This is a genomic window from Streptomyces sp. NPDC002055 (genome assembly GCF_040296705.1).
Classification (GTDB): Bacteria; Actinomycetota; Actinomycetes; order Streptomycetales; family Streptomycetaceae; genus Streptomyces.
The window spans coordinates 45,466-62,485 of sequence record NZ_JBEOXS010000003.1 but is presented as its reverse complement, the minus strand read 5'-3'; the positions used below and the strand labels follow the sequence as shown (position 1 = coordinate 62,485).

The 17,020-nt window shown below is 69.4% G+C and carries 9 protein-coding genes, 2 pseudogenes and 2 CRISPR repeat arrays; of the genes and pseudogenes, 9 read left to right on the top strand and 2 right to left on the bottom strand.

Annotated elements, in window-relative coordinates; genetic code table 11:
* Positions 1-332: 332 nt before the first annotated feature.
* Positions 333-4,292, bottom strand: a complete 3,960-nt coding sequence (locus ABT112_RS02285) for a hypothetical protein (RefSeq protein WP_351504600.1) — start codon at positions 4,290-4,292, stop codon at positions 333-335.
* A 224-nt stretch (positions 4,293-4,516) separates the two neighbouring features.
* On the opposite strand from ABT112_RS02285, the gene ABT112_RS02280 reads away from it, so the two are divergent.
* The 6 genes from ABT112_RS02280 to ABT112_RS02255 all read left to right on the top strand — a co-directional run bounded on the left by ABT112_RS02280 (position 4,517) and on the right by ABT112_RS02255 (position 10,741).
* Positions 4,517-4,693 (top strand): hypothetical protein, encoded by a 177-nt coding sequence (locus ABT112_RS02280; protein ID WP_351504598.1) that lies wholly within the window; start codon positions 4,517-4,519, stop codon positions 4,691-4,693.
* Positions 4,694-5,569: 876 nt separating this feature from the next.
* A complete protein-coding gene (locus tag ABT112_RS02275) occupies positions 5,570-7,144 on the top strand; it encodes a type I-E CRISPR-associated protein Cse1/CasA (protein WP_351504596.1) in 1,575 nt (524 codons plus the stop codon).
* On the top strand, positions 7,137-7,691 hold the full coding sequence (casB, locus tag ABT112_RS02270; protein WP_351504594.1) for a type I-E CRISPR-associated protein Cse2/CasB: 555 nt from the start codon (positions 7,137-7,139) through the stop codon (positions 7,689-7,691). Before ABT112_RS02275 ends, casB begins: the two co-directional genes overlap by 8 nt.
* A 55-nt stretch (positions 7,692-7,746) precedes the next feature.
* A complete protein-coding gene (locus tag ABT112_RS02265) occupies positions 7,747-9,099 on the top strand; it encodes a type I-E CRISPR-associated protein Cas7/Cse4/CasC (RefSeq protein ID WP_351504592.1) in 1,353 nt (450 codons plus the stop codon).
* Positions 9,096-9,995, top strand: a complete 900-nt coding sequence (cas5e, locus tag ABT112_RS02260; protein WP_351504589.1) for a type I-E CRISPR-associated protein Cas5/CasD — start codon at positions 9,096-9,098, stop codon at positions 9,993-9,995. The genes ABT112_RS02265 and cas5e overlap by 4 nt, the downstream gene beginning before the upstream one ends.
* The gene (locus ABT112_RS02255) at positions 9,992-10,741 is read left to right on the top strand and encodes a type I-E CRISPR-associated protein Cas6/Cse3/CasE (RefSeq protein ID WP_351504587.1); all 750 of its coding nucleotides are present in this window, start codon (positions 9,992-9,994) and stop codon (positions 10,739-10,741) included. The genes cas5e and ABT112_RS02255 overlap by 4 nt, the downstream gene beginning before the upstream one ends.
* Positions 10,742-10,903: 162 nt before the next feature.
* On the opposite strand, the pseudogene ABT112_RS02250 reads toward ABT112_RS02255, so the two are convergent.
* Positions 10,904-10,978: pseudogene (locus tag ABT112_RS02250) on the bottom strand (DUF255 domain-containing protein); the annotation flags it as partial.
* Positions 10,979-11,131: 153 nt separating this feature from the next.
* On the opposite strand from ABT112_RS02250, the gene ABT112_RS02245 reads away from it, so the two are divergent.
* The 3 genes and pseudogenes from ABT112_RS02245 (at position 11,132) to ABT112_RS02230 (ending at position 16,971) form a co-directional block, all read left to right on the top strand.
* The gene (locus ABT112_RS02245) at positions 11,132-12,913 is read left to right on the top strand and encodes an IS481 family transposase (protein WP_351504863.1); all 1,782 of its coding nucleotides are present in this window, start codon (positions 11,132-11,134) and stop codon (positions 12,911-12,913) included.
* A 107-nt stretch (positions 12,914-13,020) separates the two neighbouring features.
* Positions 13,021-13,770: direct repeats of the CRISPR family, unit length 28 nt; unit sequence GGGCTCATCCCCGCGGTGCGGGGAGCGG.
* Positions 13,771-14,536: 766 nt separating this feature from the next.
* Positions 14,537-15,882: direct repeats of the CRISPR family, unit length 28 nt; unit sequence GGGCTCATCCCCGCGGTGCGGGGAGCGG.
* A 225-nt stretch (positions 15,883-16,107) separates the two neighbouring features.
* Positions 16,108-16,405 (top strand): annotated as a pseudogene (locus ABT112_RS02235) (transposase); the annotation flags it as partial.
* A 284-nt stretch (positions 16,406-16,689) separates the two neighbouring features.
* Positions 16,690-16,971, top strand: a complete 282-nt coding sequence (locus ABT112_RS02230; RefSeq protein WP_502975221.1) for a DUF397 domain-containing protein — start codon at positions 16,690-16,692, stop codon at positions 16,969-16,971.
* Positions 16,972-17,020: the final 49 nt, after the last annotated feature.

Genomic DNA, 17,020 nt, shown 5'->3' with positions numbered 1-17,020 from the left:
GATCGTGTACGCGTGATCACGCGTACACGAAGCACGGCCGCCACGGACCACCCTGCGGGTGGAGTCGGTCGGCCAAGAGGACCCGACGGCCCGCGTTCCGGACCCGTGGTCGGGCTGAACCCCGGCCGCGACGACTGGTCGAAGCTCCACGGGAGCCATGTGTCGACCCGGTCGTCGGCACGCTGAAGGGCAAGGCGAGGTCGCACTGACCGGTTCACGCACCCGGGGTTCCCGCAGCGCCCGATCCGTCCGGGGAAGCCCGCACAGGCTCCGTTGGAGCGGGCGCCCCGAGACGACCAGGCCTCAGGGCTCTTCCCCCTCAAGTCGCGGGCCTACATCAGCGAATCCTTCCGTAGGACGGTCATGTCCCTCGCCATGGCAGTCAGGTGCCCCAGCGCCCCAGGTGCAAGTGAGGGGAGGAGCGGGATCGCGCGAGTCCACGCGTCGGATTGCAGGAGCCCCAGCGCGATGTCCCGGGCCGTCTCCTCTGCGGGGGGACTGTCGTGGTCGGTGGCTCGGGCGAGTGCCAGGCAGGTCCGGATCACCCGGTCGTGGGCGCCGCTGTCCGCGGCCGGCGCCACCTGGGTGCCCGCCAGGTGCGCGGCGGCGGTAGCGAGCGCCGTCGCCCGGTCGTCCGGCGTCCGTGCCGCGTCGGCGTGCCGCCACACGGCGGCGGTGTCGCCGTTCACCGCTGCCAGGAGCGCCAGTTCCGCAGGGAGCTGCAGTCCCGGCTGACAGGCGCGCCGCCATCTGCCGACCGAACTTTCGGCAGCGTTCACGGCTCCGTCCGGAAGGCAACGGAGCCGTTCCAGCAGGGCGAGGACGGCCATCGACCGTTCCGGCGCCGCCATGGAGGGGGCAGCCACGCGCAGCACGGCCCGGCCGAGCGTGTCGCTCAGCCGCGGGGCTGGGTTCCGGACGTCGGGGAAGGCAAGGAGCAGCGCCGCCAGCTCGGGAAGAGAGACGCGCGGGCTGCCCGTCTCCAACCGCCGTGCGAGGACCTCCACCAGCGGCTCGGCGACGCGTGCCGCCGCCTCCGGGCAGTGTCGTACGAGCCCGGCGGCGACGGCCGTCAGCGCCTGCAGCCGTTGCGCCGTGTCTCCCCTCGCCATCGCCGTGGCCGCGGCCTCGTCCCCGGCGTGGGCGAGGGCCTGGGCCACGGCATTGGCCAGATCGGGAGCGGCTCCGGCGGGCAGCAGCCGGGCCGCCGCCCGGGCGTGGCGGGTGCCCGGGTCGTGGTGTCCGGCAAGGGAACAGCCGAGGGAGAGGGCCGCCAGGTGCCGCACGCGGAGATGTGTGCCGGGCAGGTGCCGCACGAGCGCTTCGGCCCCGGTCGATGCGCCTGCCGCACCCATGGCCCGGCAGAGTTCCGTAGTCCAGTCTTCGGGGAGGTACGGGGTGCTCGCGGACTGTGCCGCAGCTCGGCTCTGCAGGGCCGCCTCCAGAAGTTCCCGGCCACGGAGGAGACGGCCCGCACCCACCTGGTCGTCCACCTCCAGAAGCAGGGCGAGGAGAGGCTGCTCCGGACGATCGGGATACGGGCCGTCGCCGGGGCGCAGCAGGCCGGTCGATCGCCGGTGCGGGTCGGGGAGGCGGGGCGGGGAGGAGGCCCGCGTGTCTTCGGGTTCTGTCTGTGTGGGCTGTGGTGTCCGGGTGACTTGTGCGCCGCGGGCCGTCCGCGCTTCGTTCAGCGCCGCCCGCTCGGCGTCAGCTTTCCTGCGCCTCGCCTTGCGCTCCGTCTCGGTCTTCTCGGCAGCCTCCTGCGCTGCCTCGCGGGCCCGTCGCGCCCTCTCGTTCTCAGCTGCGTCAAGGATCGATTGCGCCCGTTCCAGCAGGGGGTCTCCGAGTATCCCGACGCGCTGGTCTTCCGGTACTGCCTCCATCTGGCGTCTGACACCGTCATGGTCGCCCATCGCCTTCATGGCCACTGTGGCCTCGGCCAGGCGCTCCAGTGTCCCGGCGAGTTCGCGGCGCAGGTGGGCGCGATCGGCTTCGGACAAGGCATCGGACCGTAAATCGGAGTTCCTCAGCGCCTCGATCGCCCGATGCATCCGGGCTCGGGCCTTCCGCAACTGCTCGGCGGCTCGGCGGTGTCGCTTCGCGGGCAGAGCGACGAGCACCGACGCCGCGGTGGCCAGGACGTCGACCGCTCCCAGTCCCTCCGTGTCGCCGAGTTCCTCGCAGACGGCCTCGACGCGATCACCGGCGTACGGGCCGAGGTAGGACGCCACCTGTGCCAAGGCTCCGTAGAGTTCCACTGCCGCGGTCCGGGCGCGCAGATCTCCCGCACTGTGCGTCTCCGCCCGGGAGTACAGCGTCATGACGGCATCCAGTTTCCCTGCCGCCTCGGTGATCGCCGCCGTCCCGGCCGCCGGGTCCTGGATCACCGCGCGGAACACGGGCCGGGCAGCGCCGAGACCGTTCAGACGGGCGAGTGTCCCGGCGGCGCAGAGGAGTCGTACGTACGGCTCGGGTTCTCGGAAGGGACCGGGAAAGCCCTGATGTGCACGGTCCCGGGCCAGCCACTCCGCCGCCTCCCGCACGAGGGCGTCGACATTCAGGTGGGTCCATCCCATGGATGGCTGTCCCGCGTACGCCAGTTCCACCGCCGTGTCCGCCAGGTGTACGGCCCTGTCGACGGCCGTGGGCGCGGAGCGGGCCAGGCCGCGTGCGCGTTCCGCGTCCCCGAGCCGGACGTAGAGAGCCGGGGCTCCGTCGGGCACGTACGTGTCGTGCGCCCGGCGCAGTAGGGAACGCGCACCGCAGAGGGAGGTGAGTGTCGCCAGACGGTCGGCGGACGTGACGTCCGCCGCCGCACCGATCTCCTTCTCGAAGGCGTCCAGCTGGGCGAGCGGGATGTCCGGCCCGGCCGTGCGGGCAAGCCGACACAAGCGAATCAAGTCAAGGACGTACGAGGCGCGTTCGGCGGTATCGGTCAGCAGGCGGAGCTGATGCGCCAAGGGGTACGGAGGAGTGTCGTCCGGCCAGCCGGCCGCGCGCCACCTCCGCGACCAGAGCAGCAGTTCCTCGGTGTACCGCAGGACCGCAGCCCCTCCCACGTCCTCGCGCACCGCGCGCACGAGACGGGAGTCCGCCAAGGCGTACGTCCCGAGCACCGGATCCTCGGTCACGAGGGCGCGCCCCGTCGGGCCCTGTACCAGGCGGTCGAGATGGTCTGCGGAGAGCCCGGTCAGCTCCGCCAGGTCCATGATCCGCAGGCCGCCGTCCGCCACGGCCAACAGCCCCGCGACCGGTTCGCCCAGCGCGGTGGCGTCGGGTGGCGGCTGTCGGAGCCTCGGTACCCCGGCGATGGGCAGGAGCGTTCGCAGATGACGGCTCTGACGCAGTGGATGCCGCTTCTCGGGAACGTCGCGGGGAAGGGGGGCGCAGCGGCGGAGAGAGACGATGACACGCACGTTGGGTGGTGGGCGGGAGGGCAGAAGCGCGGCGATGCTCTCGCGCGCGGATCTGCGTACGACTCGGTCCGGGCCTTCGAGTTCGTCACCGGAGCGGGCCCTGGGCTTCGGCGCCCCGCCCCTGCCTGCTCGATCCGGCCCGGCCATGTCGCCCGACCAGGCCACGTCGTCGTCGAGTCCGTCGACCAAGAGCAGGAGGTTCCGTCCGTGCCTCGCGCTTTTCGCGGCGGCTTCGGCGAAGAGGGCGTTCCACGCCCGGGTGCCCTTGGGGACCGGGATCCCGGACCTGCCGAGAAAACGGTCGATCTGGCCGGCGATCTCGTTCTCGAACTCGGCTCGCGTGTCCGTGCCGTGGGCCGCGGAGACGAAGAAGGTCAGGATGTCGCTACCGGTCGGGGGCTTCTGACGGACGTAACCGGCGAGCAGCGTCGTCTTGCCCACGGGGCCGTCGGCGTGCCAGCACAGGTAGGACGGTGCCCCGGGACGGGAGTCCTGGGCAAACGCTTTCATCTCCGCACGTTCGTTCGCCCGCACACGGACCTCGGCCGTGGAAACCTCGGGGGCCGAACCGTGCAGCCCGATGAAGCGAAGGCCGGGGTCCGCCTGCCGCCGGTTCACGGAAATCTGCCCGTGCTGCGCGCTCCTTGCCTCCTCCTTCGCCGCCCGCAAGGCGGCCTCCCACTCGGCGTCCGAGTACGTCGGAGTGCTGTGTCCGCTCTGCGACCTGGCCACTACGGCCAAGAAGTCACGCAATCGATCCGGCGAGGGGACCGTCTTCCCCTCGATCCAGCTTTGCAGCGTCGAGCGAGGGACGCCCAACTCCTCGACCACGCCGCCATAAGTGAGCCGTTCGGGGGGCCACACCTCCTGCAGCATTCTGTGCAGCTCGTTCCTCGCGCGTCTGGCTGAACCCTTCACCGGCCCGCTCCCGTCCGTGTTCGCTGCGCGGAAGACTCGACTGCCGCCGTACGACTTCAGGCGTTCGACCTGCGGAAACCGTGGTGCGATGGTCGGCGCAACTTCTCGTCACAAGGCCGCCGCCGCCAGTCTGGAGCCATCACCCCAGCAGCCGAGACCGGCTCCCGACAGAAGGACGTCCCATGCCGCAGCCCACCGAACTCCTGCCCTACACCCTGCTCTTGAGCGGAACCGCCGGCCTGCTCTATGTGGTCGCCCTCCTCACCGTGGCCCTCGTCTCCGTCCTCGCCTCCGCACAGGATCGCCGCAAGGACGCGCGGACGACGCTCGGCATCCTTGTGCGTCGGCGACCGCGTTGAGTGCGGGGAAGGCATCCGATGCCTCGCGCACCGGCGCTTGTGGCGGGCCCTGATCAAGCGGAACGAGCGCATGGCATTGAGGTGGGACTCGGGTGCTTCTAGTGCATTGGACTGGGTACCCACGCACTGCCTTCGCCACCCTCGATGACCTGAAATCGCCTACCAGGGGGCGAGAGTTGCCCGAGAGAATCCTTTGTGTTGCCGCCCGCTCAAACCGTGGCGTTGCCTGCAGCTCTGCAACCGCCGAGCTGCAGGCCCCGACACGGAAGGAGTGGCATGGGAAAGGCAGCACGCAAGTGGCTGGGACGCCGCAAGGAGGAGTTGTTTCTCATCCTGGTAGCCGGAGTGGTCAGCGCAGTCATGGCCAAGGCAGTCGACCACCTCTGGTAGATGGCCGTTCTCGACGCAGATTACGCGTCGAGAACGGCCGGCCCCAGCAGTGAGTGGTCCCCGTTCCGCGCGCACGGGACGGGAACCATTCGCATCTCGCCGGTCTCCCGGTGAGGTACTGCCAGGGGCGCCGATACATCGGCAGTTCCCGAGTTTAGACCTTTGCGCAGACGTCATCCGGCCGGGTGATCGAGTGTTGACCAGTAAGGACCATCAAGGCCGGCGAAGCGTTTCCCGCTCATCGCGGGGGTGGCCCGTCGGGAGCCTGCAGAGCCCTGGAATGGGCATTTTCCCCGCGTGGGCGGGGGCGGCCCGCACTTCCGGTCCCCACGGACCGGCCCGGAGTGCGGCTCGATGCGGGGACACAGCCCTCGTCCGAGCCGCCACCTGTTGGTTTCCGGTTATTGAACAGAAGGAGGTGGCACGGATTTGCCCGAGGCCCGACCGCCGATTCCCGCCGGACAGCGCGCCAGCTGGGACCCTCGCTTGCAGCCGTGCATCCCCGCCGTCGACCTCGACGGGGCGACCGCGCACCACTCCCTGAGCGCGGTCTTCAACCGGGCCGACGACCTGGCCGCCCTCGACTGCACCTCGCCGGGCGAGACAGTCGCCGTCATCGAGTACTTGTTGGCCATCTGCTTCGCGTCCGGCACCTGTCCGTCCTCCGACGAGGACTGGAACGCCTGGATCCTTGGCCAAAGGCCCCTCGCACCGGCCGCCGAGTGGCTGTTGAAGCAACCGGCGGACTCCTGGGACCTGTTCCATCCCACGCATCCCCTGGCCCAGAACTCCGACCTGTCGAAGGATCTCCGCAAGAGCGGCACCGGAACCGCTCAGCTGATCATCGAGCACTCCGGTGACTACCACCAGCACTTCGACCACCATCATCTCGCACGCGACAACCCCCTCCCGGCAGCGGACGCGTTCCGCGCCACCCTCACACAGCACGTCTACGGCCCTTACGGACGGGCACGCATGTCCGGGGGCGAACTCGGCGCCAGGGTCACCAATCTCGCGGCGGGCCGCCTGACGGGCAGGATCCGGGTCGTCGCCCTGGGGGGAACGCTCGGCGAGACGCTGCGCCTGAATCTCTATCCGCCCGACGGACCGGGACAGCCGCTCAACACCTCCTGGACCACGTCCGTCCTCGAGCAGCGCAGGTTCGAAGAGAAGCGGAAGCCCCGGGCACCGCGGAGCTCCGCGGACCTGCACAGCGCCTTGGGGCGTTCCGTACTGCTGCGTCCAGCACGCGGCCCACACGGGCAGCTCATGGTCGACCGGGTTCTGATCGGAGCCGGTGAGGTACTGGATCTCGCCCCGGCGCGTCATCTTCAGGACGCCGTGTACAGCACGACGACGAACGGCGTGTCCAAGCCCCTGTGGCCCTCGCCCAGCCGGGCCCTCTGGCAACAGGCCCATGCTCTGTACAGCGCCGTCAACGACGGCCGGGGCGGGATGTACGCGCGGCTGCGGTCCCTTCTCCCGTACCGGCGACCGGAGCCGGAGGGGTCGGACCCGGAAACGCAGCAGGGCGCCCCGTACCATCTCTGGGCCGTCGGCCTCCTGACCAACAAGACGCTCCCCGTCATCTGGACCCACGGCGCCTACCCCTACGCCCCGGGCATGGCCGCGCACCTCTACCGCGCGTCCCGCCGCGGCTCGGACATCGCCGAATACCTGGCGCAAACCCTCAAGAACGCGGCGATCGTGGCCGCGGAGACCGCGTTCCCCGCCATGAGGGCCGCGGACGAGGCCGGTCAGGTGGCACGTCTCGATGCCCGGTACGACTTCTGGCCCGCAGCCGAGGACCCCTTCCTCGAACTGCTGGACGATGTGGTCGACCAGGGATTCGAGGACGACGACCCGGTGTCCGCTCCCTTGGTCGCCTACGCGCTGAAGTTGGTGATCACGGCTCGCACCCGGCTACTCCAGCTCCTCGACACACTGCCGCCCGGCGACCGCTACAACCGAGCGCGGTCCCGGGCCGTGCGGCTTTTCGAGGAGGCCGTGTCCGGCGGCCGGGCGCCGGCCGAACTCCGAGGAGAGACAGCACTTGACTGAGCAGGATCCGTCGGCCGGTACGGGGGCGCCTGGCTTCCCGCACGACAGCGCGGCACTCACCACTTGGCTCACCGCCCTCGTCCGCAACCGCGAGTACGGGACGCTCGCCGAACTCCGCCGGTCCCGGGTTCGTACCAACGCGCACATCCGCGCGGGCTGGTACGGAGGCGACGACCACCGTGACCTCTTCGAGCGGGTGGCCTTCCTGTTCGCGATCTACCACCAGGGGCGCCCCACACCCTCCTACGGCTACGGCAGTCTCGGCGCCGCGGCCCGCAGGATCGGGGACGGGACCGGACGCGGGCCGGACAATCCCGGCGCCCAACGGCTTCTGGACCGTGTCGTCGCGAGCCGACGCGTTCCCTGGCGGCACCTCCAGCACGCGATCACTCGGCTCCGTTCCTGCGAACAGCCCCCACCGTCCTGGGCCACCCTGACCGAAGACCTCATCCGGTGGAACGACCGCAAGGCGCGCATCGCCTACGAGTGGTCGGTCCATTTCCACACCCCTCCGGGAACAGCCGGGAAGCGCGGAACGAACCCATGACACGAGCGACTCCTCCACCAGCGATTCCACCGACGACTCGAAGGGACACCACCTCGTGACCGAGCCACCTCGGAGCCAGTTCCTCTCCTTGCACCTCATCGAGACCCTGGCCGCCGTCCTTCCGGTACGCGACGAGAACGGGCAGCCCAAGTCCCTGGTCTTCGGCGGTGTGGAACGTCACATGATCACGAGCCAGGCCCGCAGGCGCGCCGAGCGGGTCCACGCCCGCAACCGGGCCAACGCCGGCTTGGGGGAGCTCAAGGGGCGAAGCATGGGCGTCCGTACCCGGGAGTGGGCCCTTCTGGCCGGACGCGAACTCGAGTCCGCCCACGGCTGGGACCGGGACAGGGCGCTGGTCACGGCCCGCTCGGTGATGGAAGCCAGCGGTCTCAAATTCGGCGATCCGAAGAAGAAGACCGTGGCCAATCTGACCAAGGTGCTCATCTTCGCGCCGTCCGACGCCGGAGCGAAGATCGCGCGCCACATCGTCGAACGGGCGGCGGAGGTCGAGGAGTGGCGCAACGCCTATCTCGAAGCCCAGGCTCGTATCGAGGCGACGAAGAAGACACGCCGCGGGGCGAGGAGCAAGGACGCGGCAGAACCGGATGCGGAGGAGACCCCCGCGGAAACCGCCAGGGCCGTCGCCCTGCCTCCGCTGCCCAAGGCCACCCGCGACGCCGTTCTGCTGGCCCTCGCACCTCGGGACGCCGTGGACATCGCCCTCTACGGCCGGTTCCTCGCCGAGATTCCCGACTCGCCCAATGTCGACGGCGCCGTCCAGACGGGACATGCCTTCACGGTGCACGAAGCAGAACAAATCGAAGATTTCTACGCGGCCGCCGATGACGCGAAGCTCGATCGCAAACGCAATGCTCTCGATTTCCTCGACGCCGCGGACGACGCGGGCGCGGGTATGACCGGGTACCAGTCCCTGATCTCCGGCACCTTTTACCGACACGCAGTCCTCGACCGTACGCAGCTTCGCGTCAATCTGAGGGTAGCCGGAATGGACGAGGCCGAGGCCGAACAGGTGGCGTCCGAGGCCGAGAAGGAGTTCGTGAACTCCTTCGTGGAGGCATTTCCGGAAGCGAAGAAGAACTCTACCGCGTCCACCGGATCACTGCCTGCGCTCGTCCTCGCCTTCGAAGGGGAACGTCCCTACAACTACGCGTCCGCCTTTCAGAGGCCGGTCGACGAGGGGCTCTTGTCGACCGGCGGGGAAGGACCGGCGGGACCCGCCGCCGTACGCAGGCTGCTGCGCCACCACACCTTCGTCAGCCGCCGTCGCGGCGATCTGCGCACCACGCGGTTGCTCACGTACGACCCCGAGATCGATCTGCTCCTGGGAGAGCTGGAACTGCCGGAGTCGCTGTCCGTGGTGGAGCGGGCCGAGGAACTCACACCGTGAGCGGCACGAACGACTCGCACGTCCTCCTCATCCGGTTGGCCGGCCCCCTGCAGTCCTGGGGGATCGGCGGCAGGTTCGCCCGTCGCGACACACACAGCCGTCCGACGAAGTCGGGCGTGATCGGCCTGTGCGCCGCGGCCCTCGGACTGCCCCGGGAAGAACCCCTCGGGGAACTCGCCGAGGTGCGCTTCGGAGCGCGGGCCGACCGGCCCGGCACGCCGCTTCGCGATTACCACACGGTCGGCGGCGGAAAGTATCCGCTGCGTCCACGGGACCTGATCACCGACCACCAGCGAGCCGCCAAAGCGACCACGGACTCGTTGCCGACGCCACCGCAGGACGACGCCCTGGCGCCCGGCCCGTTCGGACGTGCCGAGCTCCATGCCTGGTACGGCTCACCGAAATACGTCGCCTCCGACCCGGGGTCAGGGGTGCTCCTCTCCGGAGAGGTCCGCCGCCACAGCCTGATCACAGAGCGCTGGTATCTCGCCGACGCCGCCTTCCTCGTCGGGCTGGAGCACCAGGACAGGGCCCTCCTGGAGCGTGTGGCCCACGCCCTGGAGTACCCGAAGAGGCTGCTCTGGCTCGGCCGCAAAGCCTGTCCGCCGTCGGGTGACCTCACCGTCGGTATCGCTCCGGGCTCGCTCAAGGAGGTCTTCGAGACACACTCCCTGCTTCCCGATGCCGTCGGGCCCGAAGCCGAGCCGTCGGCAACCGCGCAGCGCATACGCCCGTGGGCCTGGATCGAGAGCAGACGGCCGCTCCCCGGCGTCGGCCCCCTGTCCGACCAGCCCGTGCAATTCGGGGCGGACGGAGGGACCCACAGCCTCCGCTGGGAGACCCGCCACCGCATCACCATCGCCGCACACGCCCGTGGATGGGACATCATCCTGTGAACACGAACACCACCGCATCGGACGTTTCATCGGGCGCGGGCCGGGCCGCCAGATTCGTCGCCGCGCAGACTCTGTTGACCCTGGACGCCCGACATCCGTTCGTCGGCAAATCGCTCATCGACGCACAGGACATGCACCGAACCGTCATGAGCGGCTTCCCCGGCTGGGTAGACGACGGCAGCCCGGATCCCCGTGCCCAGATGGGCATCCTGTCGACCTGGACTGTCGACCTCCGGCAGGCGCGGCTCAACCTGGTGGTCCAGTCGTCAGTCCCTGCCGACTGGAGTGGCATTTCCCGTGCGGCTCTGGCCGAGAGGCCGGAGCCTCTCACCATCGATCGGACCTTCCGCTTCGGCGACAAGGTCACCTTCCGCACGGTCGTCAATCCCGTTCACAGCGTTCCACCCCCACCGGGCTCTCCGCCGAGGACCCGGGGCACCCGCGTCCCCCACACTCGCCCTGAACATGTGAAGGGATGGTTCGTGCGCCGCCTCCAACCGCCCGGCGAACCCGCGGTCGCCCCGGACGGCGTCACCCGCATCGGAGCGGACGCCGATACCGATCGGATCGCCGTACGCATGCTCCCGAACGCCTCGAGCCCAGCACCGCACAAAGGCTTGCGCATCGCTCGTGCGGAAATCAAAGGCGCCCTCACGGTCACCGACCCCAACACCTTCGTCGCGGCCCTCGCTCAGGGCATCGGCCACGCGCGCGCGTACAGCTGCGGGCTGATCCTCGTACGCTGAACCGCTCAACGGCCGACCGAAGGCGAACTTCTTCTCGCGGATCCTGCCGCTGGCGTTCGGCGCCGGCGGCAGGGCTCTTCACATACGAGCGGTCAGGACGCAGCACTTGAGAGAGACCACCGCGCGCCCGCCGCTTCGCTTCTGTCATCGCCCTCACTCTCCCCATGGCCACCAGTCCACTGGATTGGTGGCGTGCTGGAGCAGATAAGGCGACTGGGAGTTAGCCAGTCGATTCATACTGGCAGCGTCGCACGACACGTCGCTCCCGGCCAAGCTGTGGTGTGCGGCCTCATGACATAGCCGACAGAAGAGTCTCAGGACAGGCTTGACGGCGGTCTCGGGACATTCTTGACGGCCGCGATCAGCTCCTTGATCCTTGATGTTGTGGCGGTGGGGGAAGGTTCCGAACAGGGTCCAACGTGGCTGGTAGAGCAGCGATACCGCGCTGTCCTTGAAGTGCTCGATGGTTCTCCAGTCAGCGAAGTAGCCGTCCGGTACGGCGTGTCGCGCCAGACGATCTACACCTGGAAGTCCAAGTACAACGTGGGCGGGCTCGAAGGGCTGCGGGAGAAGTCCCGGCGTCCGCGGTCCAGCCCCACGCGGATCCCGGGCGAGATCGAGGCCCTGGCCTGTGAGATGCGGCGAGCGAACCCCCGTTGGGGCGCCCGGCGGATCGCCTTCGAGATCGCTCGGACCAGTCCCGCCGCAGCTCCGTCACGGGCGACGGTGCATCGCGTTTTGGAACGCAACGGGCTCATCCGGCACCAGAAGCAGCAGCATCGCCGCAAGTACCGGCGGTGGGAGCGCGAGACGCCGATGCATCTGTGGCAGCTGGACCTGGTCGGCGGGATCTACTTGGCCGACGGCCGTGAGTGCAAGATGCTCACCGGGATCGACGATCACTCCCGGTTCGTCGTCGTCGCCAACGTCCTGGCGGTGCCCTCCGGGCGGGCCGTCGCGGACGGTTTCATGCGCGCTATGCGCACCTACGGGGTGCCTGCGGAGGTTCTCACCGACAACGGCAAGCAGTTCACCGGCCGCTTCACCAAACCCCGGCCCGCCGAGGTGCTGTTCGAGCGCGTCTGCCGGGAGAACGGCGTTACCGCCAAACTGATCAAGCCCTACTCGCCGACCACGACGGGAAAGATCGAGCGTTGGCATCAGACTCTGCGCCGCGAACTCCTCGATGTCTCGGGCCCGTTCACTGATCTGCCCGCCGCGCAGGCCGCCGTCGATGCCTGGGTGCACACCTACAACACGGCCAGGCCCCACCAGGCCCTCGAGATGGCCACCCCAGCCAGCAGGTTCCGTCCGAACCCGCCGCCGGAACCGACCGTTGTTACCGCTGCAGCGTCCCTTGAAGAACCATCCGTCGCGGCCGAGCCCGCGGCGCCGGTCACCATGCTGATTCCGACCTCGGCGCCGCCCAGGGAGTTCGAGACCGTCGTCGGAGCTGGCGGCCTGGTCGGCGTGCTGCCCCGCGTTCAGCGGGTCAGGCTCGGCAAGGAGTACGCGGGGCGCCGCGTACGGGTGTGGGCCGACGAGCACACGGTTCACATCGTCATCGACGGCGAGTTGATCAGGAGCGTCGCGTCGTGTCTCGACGCCAGCAACCTGCACGAGCTTTCGATGCGAGGGGCGGTCCGGGCAGGGCCTCCACCCGCAGTCCCTGCCGCGGGTCGGCTGGGACGACTGGAACCCGGCGCTGTGATCGAAGTGGACCGGAAGGTCGACCAAAGCGGTGTCGCCAGCCTCGGCAAGACCGAGGTGGCCGTCGGATATGAACTCGCTAACCAGCGGGTCACGTTGCGCCTGGACGGCCACCTGATGCACGTCGTCCATGACGGCGTGCTCGCCAAGACTCTGCCCTCACCGATCGATGCCGACCAGCGCGCTGGCCTTCGCGGCGCCAGAGTCGCTTCGGGCGAACTACCCGCACCCGTGGCCGGCGCAGTCCACGTCGAACGCAAGGTCCCCGCAGACGGCGTCATCATGGTCGCTCGCCAACGCCTACGCGTCGGCCGCACCTACGCCGGCGAGATCGTCACTGTCCACGTCGAGGACACCTACTTCCGCGTCACGCTGAACGGCGCTGACCTTGCACTTCACCCACGCAAGAGCCAGCACCCAGTCACCCGCTTCAGGGCAAAAATCCACGCTCCGAAGCTCTGAGCCACAATCCAGCATCTCCTGAGACCGTCAACGATGTCCTGAGAACAAGCTGTCAACCAAGTCCCGAGACCTCACACGACAAGCCAGAGCGCCAGCGTCTTGTGGCCGGGCTCATCCCCACAGAGCGGGGAGCGGTTCAACGACGGCGAGCCCTGCACCTTCAGCATGGGCTCATCCCCGCGGTGCGGGGAGCGGTTCCCGACGCGGGCCCGTCCGATGATCCCTACGGGCTCATCCCTGCGGTGCGGGGAGCGGTTGAGGAACTGGGCGTCGCGGTGGAAGGGGTTGGGCTCGTCCCCGCGGTGCGGGGAGCGGTACGAGCAGATCGACGTGACCGGCCTGATCTGGGGCTCATCCCCGCGGTGCGGGGAGCGGAAGGCGTGCTGCCAGTCGTGGAAGCCGTCGCCGGGCTCATCCCCGCAGCGCGGGGAGCGGAGGTGGCTCACGAGTTGCTCGAACCTTGGCCAGGGCTCATCCCCGCAGCGCGGGGAGCGGTCGGGGAACGCGCGCCGGTTGGGCATGCCCAGGGGCTCATCCCCGCAGCGCGGGGAGCGGACCTGCTCGCGGAGGGCGGTGTCGGCGCGGACGGGCTCATCCCCGCAGCGCGGGGAGCGGCATCGAGGTGAACAGCTCGACGGCGAGGTCGTCGGGCTCATCCCCGCAGCGCGGGGAGCGGCGCCCACAGCTCACGCGTCGCCTGGTTCGGCTTGGGCTCATCCCCGCAGCGCGGGGAGCGGATCCGGTGGAACAGGTCGAAGGGGTCGACGCGGGGCTCATCCCCGCAGCGCGGGGAGCGGCAGTCGAAGTCCTTGTCATTGATGACGCTCTGGGGCTCATCCCCGCAGCGCGGGGAGCGGTCTTCGTGAGCTGCACTCTTATCAAGGGGCGACGCTTGTTTCAGCAAGGATGAGAGAAAACGATATCCAGGACAGAGGGGGAATGCGTTCCCCTGAGATCCCCTCCATGCCACAGACTACGTGTTCACACCGAGGTTTCTCAGGTGAGGCTGCCAGGCCCCCAAGTCGGTGTAAAAGTTCGCGATGGCCGTTCCGCCCCTGCTGTTCTGCGTCTTGTCGATCATGCGCCGGCTGAAGCAGCCGTCGCCAGTCGCTGCTCCCTGGTACGTGGAGGCGAAAGGTTCTCGTCGCAGCTGATCCCGGCAGGCCGCGAAGGACCAGCAAGGCAGGGCCTGAGAGAAGGGGCTCATCCCCGCGGTGCGGGGATCGGTTGCCCGAGCCGGGAATCCCGGTGATCATGACCGGCTCATCCCCGCAGTGCGGGGAGCGGGGCCCGCCTGGTCGTGCTCAACATGCGCGGCTTGGGGCTCATCCCCGCAGAGCGGGGAGCGAGGCCGCGCGATCTGCTGCGCGCTCAGGAAGGTGGGCTCATCCCCTCGGTGCGGGGAGCGGGGAGTAGGTCTGAATCGCCATGAAGTTCAGGGTGGGCTCATCCCCGCGGTGCGGGGAGCGGCCGGAGGACCAACATCCCGTCGTGACCAAATGGGGCTCATCCCCGCGGGTGCGGGGAGCGGAGGCGCTTGAGGCTCACCTTGGTCTGCAGCTCGGGCTCATCCCCGCGGATGCGGGGAGCGGTCACCAGCAGCGCCGAACTCTGGGGAGGTGACGGGCTCACCCCCGCGGTGCGGGGAGCGGCGGGGCGGTGCGACTGTGGCCGCCCCGACCCTGGGCTCATCCCCGCGGCGCGGGGAGCGGCGGGCGCGGTGGGTGCAGAGGTACCGCCCGGGCTCATCCCCGCGGTGCGGGGAGCGGTGCCCGAGCCAGTGGTTCCCCACCGCCGGATGGGCTCATCCCCGCGGTGCGGGGAGCGGATCGCGCTGGCCCTCGCCATACCCGCCGTCGTGGGCTCATCCCCACAGCGCGGGGAGCGGTTTCGTGCGTCCAGCCCCCTGGGGAAGGGCTTGGGCTCATCCCCGCAGCGCGGGGAGCGGAGGTCGTCGGAGGTGATCAGGTGGATGTCGGCGGGCTCATCCCCGCGGTGCGGGAAGCGGGCACTCCTCGTCGGCTGGGGCGGAAGCCTCCTCGGCTCATCCCCGCGGCGCGGGGAGCGGCCTTCCCTGGCCGTCCCCCTGGCCGTCCACCTGGGCTCACCCCCGCAGCGCGGGGAGCGGGCCGCCGCCCGACTCGCGCCGCCTGCCAGTCCGGGCTCATCCCCGCGGTGCGGGGAGCGGCAGGTGAGACTACGCCCCGTAGGGGTGGCCGGGGGCTCATCCCCGCGGCGCGGGGAGCGGGGCAACGACCATCTTCCATGCCGACTCTGCAAGGGCTCATCCCCGCAGTGCGGGGAGCGGAAGCGTCGCGACGGGTACCCGTGCACGGCGCTGGGCTCATCCCCGCAGTGCGGGGAGCTGGCCGCGCGGATCTACCACGGCCGGTACGGGACGGGCTCATCCCCGCGGTGCGGGCAGCGGACCGGGCGGACTTCGCGCGCGACGCCATGGTGGGGCTCATCCCCGCGGTGCGGGGAGCGGACCCGGCCGCCGCCCGTGACGGGCTCCAGGGTGGGCTCATCCCCGCGGTGCGGGGAGCGGCTTGTAGCTGTTGACGCCGATCTTGAGGATCTCGGGCTCATCCCCGCGGTGCGGGGAGCGGACCGAGCCCCGGTACGAGGTCGGCCAGGTGCGGGGCTCATCCCCGCGGTGCGGGGAGCGGGGGTGGCGCCCCGTCTTGGGAGAAGTCGACCGGGGCTCATCCCCGCGGTGCGGGGAGCGGAACCAGCCTTCCAAGGTGGTCTGGCTGTCCTCGGGCTCATCCCCGCGGTGCGGGGAGCGGGACATCAGCTGGTAGATGGTGGGCTGGTCCTGGGGCTCATCCCCGCGGTGCGGGGAGCGGCGGCGGACCTGGCACGTGTCCGATGGTTGCAGGGGCTCATCCCCGCGGTGCGGGGAGCGGCCGAACCCCCACCCCCGTGCCGCCCGCTCAAGGGGCTCATCCCCGCGGTGCGGGGAGCGGTCTTCGTGAGCTGCACTTTTATCAAGGGGCGACGCTTGTTTCAGCAAGGATGAGAGAAAAGGACATCCAGAACAGAAGGGGAATGCGTTCGCCTGAGGTGCCCCCACGCCACAGACTACGCGTTCACACCCAGGTTTCTCAGGTGAGGCTGCCGCCCGAGGTGGCTACCATCCGGTACTCGTCGTGACGTCGACGCCGCGCAGCCACCGACGCCGCGCCTCCTGCGGCTGGGAGGAATCCGGCGCCAAGGCCGCCGTCGGCAACACCACCGTGATCACCGACGGCGGATACCAGGGCACCGGCCTGGTCAATCCCGCACCGGAAGGCGAAAGGCCATGCCGCACTCCCGGACTGAAAAGAGGAGCACTACCGGTCCCACAAGCAGGTCCGAGCCCGTGTCGAGCGCGTCGTCGCCCGCATGAAGACCTGGAAAATCCTCCGCGACCGCCGCTTCAAAGGCGAAGGCATCCACCACACGATGCTCGGCATCTCACAGATGCACAACCTCACCCTCGCCGACTGAGCCAGGGGCCCCGCATCAAGGCTGACCTCGCGCGAGGCGGCTCGGAGATCATCTACGTGAGAGCCCTAGCTTCGGCGCTCTCCCGCCGCACATCTCCGGCCATTTTCCACGCTCAGCTCCACCCGACCATTAGTCAGATTTATCCCTCCGCCCTGTCAGGAACGCCCTTTCGAGGGACAGCGGTGGCAGCTTCCACCGTCTAGGCTTTCTTCCGTTCTCACTGGTCCGTGAAAATGGCGCACCAGCGTGAAAACGTGACGGGGAGCCAGGACGACGGTGGACCAGTGGGACGGATCGAGGCTGGTCAGCAAGTGGAAGGCGGTTCGGGCATGGGCAGGATCCACAACGGTATGGCGGCCGATGCGGTGACCGGTGCGCAGTGGGTAAAGGCGTCCGCATGCGATGCGATCAACTCCTGCGTCGAGGTTGCGAAGGTTGGTGAAAACGAGATTGCGATGCAAAACTCGCGCTTCCCGGACAGTCCGGCGCTAGTCTTCACGCGCGCGGAGATCGTGGCCTTCTTCGATGGTGTGATGAAGGGTGAGTTCAACGCCCTGACTGACTGAAACGTGTGGCCATAGGTTGCCTGTGGCCGGGTAGCGTTTCATTCTTGGC